Genomic DNA, 1,207 nt, shown 5'->3' with positions numbered 1-1,207 from the left:
CGTGCTAGAGTAGGACGTCGCTAGGCAAACATTTATTTTAAAAAAGTATTGCATACATACAAGAAATATGTAATAATAATACTTGCGGAGAATTAGCTCAGCTGGGAGAGCACCTGCCTTACAAGCAGGGGGTCGGTGGTTCGAGCCCGCCATTCTCCACCATTTATGCCGGCCTAGCTCAATTGGTAGAGCAACTGACTTGTAATCAGTAGGTTGGGGGTTCAAGTCCTCTGGCCGGCACCATCTAGAGCCGTTAGCTCAGTCGGTAGAGCATCTGACTTTTAATCAGAGGGTCACAGGTTCGATTCCTGTACGGCTCACTCTTTAAGCGGGTATGGCGGAATTGGCAGACGCACTAGACTTAGGATCTAGCGCCTTCGGGCGTGGGGGTTCGACTCCCTTTACCCGCACCATAAAAGTTAAATATCGCGGAAGTAGTTCAGTGGTAGAACACCACCTTGCCAAGGTGGGGGTCGCGGGTTCGAATCCCGTCTTCCGCTCCATTAAATGGTTGCGCCGGGGTGGCGGAACAGGCAGACGCACAGGACTTAAAATCCTGCGGTAAGTGATTACCGTACCGGTTCGATTCCGGTCCTCGGCACCATTTTTAAGCGCCCATAGCTCAATTGGATAGAGCGTCTGACTACGGATCAGAAGGTTAGGGGTTCGACTCCTCTTGGGCGCGTATATAAAAGTGACGGGAATTAGCTCAGCTTGGTAGAGCACTTGGTTTGGGACCAAGGAGTCGTAGGTTCGAATCCTATATTCCCGATATAATGGGGGGTTAGCTCAGCTGGGAGAGCGCCTGCTTTGCACGCAGGAGGTCAGCGGTTCGATCCCGCTACTCTCCACCATTAGTTTTATATATAAGTTTGATGAGTATACCAGGCGGTGTAGCTCAGCTGGCTAGAGCGTTCGGTTCATACCCGAAAGGTCGGGGGTTCGATCCCCTCCACCGCCACTTAAAGTGGACCTTTAGCTCAGTTGGTTAGAGCAAACGGCTCATAACCGTTTGGTCGCAGGTTCGAGTCCTGCAAGGTCCATCGAATTTTAATTTAATATTATTATGGAGGAATACCCAAGCCTGGCTGAAGGGATCGGTCTTGAAAACCGACAGGGGCGTAACAGCTCGCGGGGGTTCGAATCCCTCTTCCTCCGTTTTCTTTTTATTATCGCGGGATGGAGCAGTTGGTAGCTCGTCGGGCTC

The 1,207-nt window shown here is 51.0% G+C and carries 12 tRNA genes; all 12 read left to right on the top strand.

From position 1 onward, the window contains the following. The first annotated feature begins 86 nt into the window (after nucleotides 1–86). The 12 genes from HMPREF3177_RS08300 (at nucleotide 87) to HMPREF3177_RS08245 (ending at nucleotide 1,158) form a co-directional block, all read left to right on the top strand. Nucleotides 87–162, top strand: a tRNA-Val gene (locus HMPREF3177_RS08300). A gap of 5 nt (nucleotides 163–167) precedes the next feature. Continuing rightward, a tRNA-Thr gene (locus tag HMPREF3177_RS08295) sits at nucleotides 168–243 on the top strand. Nucleotides 244–247: 4 nt separating this feature from the next. After that, nucleotides 248–320: transfer RNA gene (locus HMPREF3177_RS08290), tRNA-Lys, on the top strand. 8 nt (nucleotides 321–328) lie between these two features. Beyond that, a tRNA-Leu gene (locus HMPREF3177_RS08285) sits at nucleotides 329–413 on the top strand. Between the two features lie 15 nt (nucleotides 414–428). Next, a tRNA-Gly gene (locus tag HMPREF3177_RS08280) sits at nucleotides 429–503 on the top strand. A 12-nt stretch (nucleotides 504–515) separates the two neighbouring features. Next, a tRNA-Leu gene (locus HMPREF3177_RS08275) sits at nucleotides 516–604 on the top strand. Between the two features lie 7 nt (nucleotides 605–611). Further along, nucleotides 612–685, top strand: a tRNA-Arg gene (locus HMPREF3177_RS08270). A gap of 13 nt (nucleotides 686–698) precedes the next feature. Beyond that, nucleotides 699–772 (top strand) — tRNA-Pro (locus HMPREF3177_RS08265). Nucleotides 773–778: 6 nt separating this feature from the next. After that, nucleotides 779–854: transfer RNA gene (locus tag HMPREF3177_RS08260), tRNA-Ala, on the top strand. A 33-nt stretch (nucleotides 855–887) separates the two neighbouring features. Continuing rightward, a tRNA-Met gene (locus tag HMPREF3177_RS08255) sits at nucleotides 888–961 on the top strand. Nucleotides 962–969: 8 nt separating this feature from the next. Further along, nucleotides 970–1,043: transfer RNA gene (locus HMPREF3177_RS08250), tRNA-Ile, on the top strand. A gap of 25 nt (nucleotides 1,044–1,068) precedes the next feature. Continuing rightward, a tRNA-Ser gene (locus HMPREF3177_RS08245) sits at nucleotides 1,069–1,158 on the top strand. Nucleotides 1,159–1,207: the final 49 nt, after the last annotated feature.

The organism is Nosocomiicoccus sp. HMSC09A07 (genome assembly GCF_001808485.1).
In the GTDB taxonomy this organism is placed as follows: domain Bacteria; phylum Bacillota; class Bacilli; order Staphylococcales; family Salinicoccaceae; genus Nosocomiicoccus; species Nosocomiicoccus ampullae_A.
Note: the sequence above shows the minus strand (reverse complement) of the source record. Positions and strands in the feature narration are given on the sequence as shown.